This is a genomic window from Streptomyces sparsus (assembly GCF_054776295.1).
In genome coordinates this window covers 1-3,910 of the sequence record NZ_BAAHCA010000455.1, presented here as the reverse complement: position 1 = coordinate 3,910, position 3,910 = coordinate 1, and the positions used below count along the sequence as shown (strand labels likewise).

Sequence of the window (3,910 nt, the reverse complement as noted above, 5' to 3'; positions counted from 1 at the left end):
CGCGCGGGTGTCGGCGCCCGGAGCCGGGCGCGGCGGTGTCAGTTCACCCGTTCCGCGCGGTGCCGGGCACTGCGGAGCCGTACCTCGGCCGGCAGTTCCGCCAGCCCCGCCGAGGCGCGGGCGTTCTCCAGGGTCTCCCGGTGCAGCCGTCGCACGGTGGTGTCCGGTTCCGCGTGCGGCTCCAGCACCAGCTTCATCCGGGCCCGGGGGGCGGAGCGCCGGCCGTTCAGCACGGTCCGGGCCTTGGTGACGCCGGGCATGGACTCGGCCTCCGCCGCGGTGACGTCCTCCACGGCCAGTCCCCGCAGCAGTGCGCTGCCGGTGCCCCCGCTGACCCGCAGCTGGTTGACGCGCCGGCGGCGGGCCTGGGCGAGCAGCCACCACAGGGCGAGTGCCAGCAGCAGGCCCAGCACCCCGAACAGCACCGGCCACCACCAGTCCTCGAACCGCCACTGGGTGCGGTCCGACTCGCTGAGCAGCACCGAGTCGGGGCCCCGCCACGGCCACCGGGACGGCGGGGTGATCCCCCACCGGCTCGGCAGGTCGGCCGCCGCGGCCAGTACGGCCAGGCCGGCGCCCATCAGGGTCAGCCCGGCAAGCCCCAGCAGCAGGCGGTTCACGATCTTCAGCACGGTTGCCCCCTCACCGCTTCGCCGGGCGGCGGACGCGCAGCTTCAGCACCGGCCTGGTCGCCAGTCCGAGCACGTCCACGGCCTCGTCCAGTACGGTCCGCAAGTCCTCGCGGACCTCGTCCAGTTCCCTGAAGTGGGCGAGCACGTCCACCCGGGCCTTGCGGCGCCGGACCTTCACCCGCGCCGACTGCACGCCGGGAACGTCCATGGCCCGGTCGCGCAGGACGTGCGCGGCGGCGCCCCGGTCCAGAGCGGCCCGGGTGCCGGGCTCGCCCCGCATCGTCAGCAGCCGCCGCAGTCCGGGCGTCACCGCGAGCACGAGCAGCCAGCCGCCCAGCAGGACGGCGACGATCGCACCCGCCACCACCCACGGGTCGTCCAGACGTCGCACCGCGAGTTCCTCGGCGAGTTGCCGGCGCCAGGCCATGGCCTCACGTCCGGTGCGCACCGCGGCGAGGTCGTAGAGCAGCAGCCCCGTGGCCGCGAGCACCAGCAGCGAGACCACCGCGGCCGGGATGCGGCGCGCCGACCAGAACCGGCCGGTGCGGGGCTTCGCCTGCGCGGACCCGCCGGGTTCCTCGCGCGGCCGGGCCTCGGTGGCCGGGGCCCGTTCTTCGATGTCGTGGCTCACCGCACTCTCCCCGAGTCGGCTCCCCGCAACTGCGGGGAGTGCAACCGTTCGACCTCGACGACGACCGCCGGAACGCTCATGCCGGCCAGCGTCTCCACCCGGCGGACCACCCGCTCACGGACGGCGTCGCACCGGGCGGAGATGTCGCACGGGTAGTCGAGTTCCACGCCCACCCGGAGCCGGGCGCGCGGCCTGGCCGCCGGGTCGGCGCCGGAGGGCCGACGCACGTCCGCGGTGGCCGACGGGGAGTGCGCCGCGGACTCTCCGGTGCGGCCGGATCTGAGAGCCTCGTGCGCTGCCTGGGCGGCGATCTTCGCCACCACCCGGTCCTCGATCCGAGTCGCCCCGCGTTCCGCGGCGGGCACCTGCGAGACCACAGATCACCGCCGCCGTTCGTCGCCGCGGCCGGGCCGGAACAACGAGGCGACCTCCAGGTCGCCGTCGGCGATCCGACCGGCGACAAATCCGACCGCGCCGAGCGCGGCCACCAGGAGGAAGGCACCGAAGCCGCCGAAGTACCCGGCGAAGCCCAGCGCCATCCCGGTGATCAAGCCGATGACAGCCATACTCATCGTGCGCTCCTTGCCTGTTCTGCTTCGCCGGGTCCGGTCTACCGCAGTTGCGGCTTGTCCGTGTCGTCGGTCTCCTCGTCGTCCTCGTCGTCGGGGAGCTTCACGTCCGCGACGGCGATGTTGACCTCGACCACTTCGAGCCCGGTCATCCGCTCCACGGCGTCGATGACGTTCTCCCGGACGGACTTGGCCACGTCGGCGATGGGCACCCCGTAGTCGACGACGATCTCCAGGTCGAGCGCGGTCTGCACCTCCCCGACCTCGGCCTTGACGCCGCGGGTGACGGACTTGGTGCCACCGGGGACGCGGTCGGTGACGGCGCCGAAGGTGCGCGAGAGGCCGCTGCCCATCGCGTGCACGCCCATGACGTCCCGGGCCGCCATGCCGGCGATCTTCACCACGACGCCGTCGGCGATGCTGGTACGGCCCCGGTCTGCCGGCTTGCCGCCCCCGCGGGGGGTGTTGCCGCCCGACTCGGTGCGCTCGAGCTGGCCTTCTCTGGTGTCGGCGGACGTGTCGGTCATCGCCTTCACTCCTTCTCGTTGATCGGAGTTGGTACATGACGCGGGTTCCACGTGCCCCGGATTTCACGCGGCACGACGACGGATTTCGCGCGCCGGAGCAGAAATCCGGCCCCGGCTCACACTAGGCGAGCGGTGCCTCCCCTGCCCGTGTCCGACTGCCGAACGAGTGACGCGGCACCTCCACGAGGTGCCGTCCTGCCGGGGCGCCCCGGCAGGACGGCCGTGCCTCACTCCCCGACGCCGGCCAGATCCCGCAGCCGGCGCGCCTGCGCGGCCCGCTCCGCGACGCGCTGCTCCTCCAGGTCGCGCTGCCGCGCGCCGCTCAGCAGCGTCTTCGTCTCGATCACCGCGTCCCGGGGGGCCGCCAGCAGTGCCGCGGCCAGATCGGTGACGGCGGAGTCGAGTTCGGCGGCCGGCACCACCAGGTTGGCCAGTCCGACCCGTTCGGCCTCCTCGGCGCGCACGTAGCGGCCGGTGGCGCAGATCTCCAGGGCCCGCGCGTAACCGACGAGGTCGAGCAGCGGCCGGGTGCCGGTGAGATCGGGCACCAGGCCGAGGCTGGTCTCGCGCATGGCGAACTGCACGTCGTCGGCGCACACCCGCAGGTCGCACGCGAGGGCCAGCTGGAATCCGGCCCCGATGGCGTGGCCCTGCACGGCGGCGATGCTGACGACGTCGTTGCGCCGCCACCAGGTGAACGCCTCCTGGTAGCCGGCGATCGTGGCGTCCAGGTCGGCGTCGGAGCCGTGGGCGAGGTCCAGGAACGACGGCTCACCGTCGAAGCCCTCCGGCGTGAACGCCTGGCGGTCGAGCCCGGCGGAGAACGAGGCGCCCTCACCGCGCAGCACCACCACGCGGACGTCGCCCGGCAGCAGCCGGCCCGCCTCGGTCAGGGCCCGCCACATGGCGGGCGACTGGGCGTTGCGCTTGGCGGGGTTGGCAAGCGTGACCGCGGCCACGCCGCCGTCGACGGTGAGCCGCACGCCGTCCTTGTCGAGCAGGGTCACTTGGGCCTCCGGTGGGTGTTCCGCGGTTGGTTTACCGCAGAGTAACCACCCGGCCGGTCCGTGGATCGACCGGGTGGGCACCGCACCGGAGCCGGTGGCCGCTTCAGGACGAGGCAGCCTTCTGGCCCCGCGTCGCACCGCCGCGACCGCGCAGGGTCACGCCGGCTTCGCTGAGCATCCGGTGCACGAATCCGTAGGAGCGGCCGGTTTCCTCGGCCAGCGCCCGGATGCTCGCACCGGAGTCATACTTCTTCTTGAGGTCAGCCGCGAGCTTGTCGCGCGCAGCGCCGGTCACCCGGCTGCCCTTCTTCAGAGTTTCGGCCACCCGTGCCTCCTCGTGGGAAGTGCGCTCTGGACTCTCATGATCACCCCTTCCCTCGCATCTGGCCACCCATTCGGCAAGGTCTCTGCGACAAGCTTGGCCGCCGCGGCCCGTGGTTGACGGGGTGGGGGCCGCACCGGAACGGCGGGCGGCGGACGGCCGCTCGGCCGGGCCGGGCGGAAAACGCGAGGTCAGCCAGGGGGTCGCCGCCCCACGGCCGGC

Annotated in this window: 7 protein-coding genes; all 7 read right to left on the bottom strand. The window is 73.7% G+C overall.

Annotated features, from left to right (window positions below):
• Positions 1–38: 38 nt before the first annotated feature.
• The 7 genes from amaP to ACYVE9_RS18355 all read right to left on the bottom strand — a co-directional run bounded on the left by amaP (position 39) and on the right by ACYVE9_RS18355 (position 3,691).
• Positions 39–632 (bottom strand): alkaline shock response membrane anchor protein AmaP, encoded by a 594-nt coding sequence (amaP, locus tag ACYVE9_RS18385; protein ID WP_461028973.1) that lies wholly within the window; start codon positions 630–632, stop codon positions 39–41.
• A gap of 10 nt (positions 633–642) precedes the next feature.
• Positions 643–1,263, bottom strand: coding sequence for a DUF6286 domain-containing protein (locus ACYVE9_RS18380; RefSeq protein ID WP_461028972.1), 621 nt, complete (start codon positions 1,261–1,263; stop codon positions 643–645).
• Entirely contained in the window at positions 1,260–1,628 is a 369-nt protein-coding gene (locus tag ACYVE9_RS18375) for an Asp23/Gls24 family envelope stress response protein (protein WP_461028971.1), read from the bottom strand. Before ACYVE9_RS18375 ends, ACYVE9_RS18380 begins: the two co-directional genes overlap by 4 nt.
• A gap of 15 nt (positions 1,629–1,643) precedes the next feature.
• Positions 1,644–1,835 (bottom strand): hypothetical protein, encoded by a 192-nt coding sequence (locus tag ACYVE9_RS18370; RefSeq protein ID WP_461028970.1) that lies wholly within the window; start codon positions 1,833–1,835, stop codon positions 1,644–1,646.
• A gap of 38 nt (positions 1,836–1,873) precedes the next feature.
• On the bottom strand, positions 1,874–2,359 hold the full coding sequence (locus ACYVE9_RS18365; RefSeq protein ID WP_461028969.1) for an Asp23/Gls24 family envelope stress response protein: 486 nt from the start codon (positions 2,357–2,359) through the stop codon (positions 1,874–1,876).
• A gap of 227 nt (positions 2,360–2,586) precedes the next feature.
• Complete coding sequence (locus tag ACYVE9_RS18360) at positions 2,587–3,366, bottom strand: enoyl-CoA hydratase/isomerase family protein (RefSeq protein ID WP_461028968.1); 780 nt, start codon at positions 3,364–3,366, stop codon at positions 2,587–2,589.
• Between the two features lie 103 nt (positions 3,367–3,469).
• A complete protein-coding gene (locus ACYVE9_RS18355) occupies positions 3,470–3,691 on the bottom strand; it encodes a helix-turn-helix domain-containing protein (RefSeq protein ID WP_461028967.1) in 222 nt (73 codons plus the stop codon).
• Positions 3,692–3,910: the final 219 nt, after the last annotated feature.

What these genes read in the sequence shown, in the direction of transcription:
- ACYVE9_RS18370 (WP_461028970.1), bottom strand. Translation starts at nt 1,835, where the DNA reads ATGAGTATGGCTGTCATCGGCTTGATCACCGGGATGGCGCTGGGCTTC.
- ACYVE9_RS18365 (WP_461028969.1), bottom strand. Translation starts at nt 2,359, where the DNA reads ATGACCGACACGTCCGCCGACACCAGAGAAGGCCAGCTCGAGCGCACC.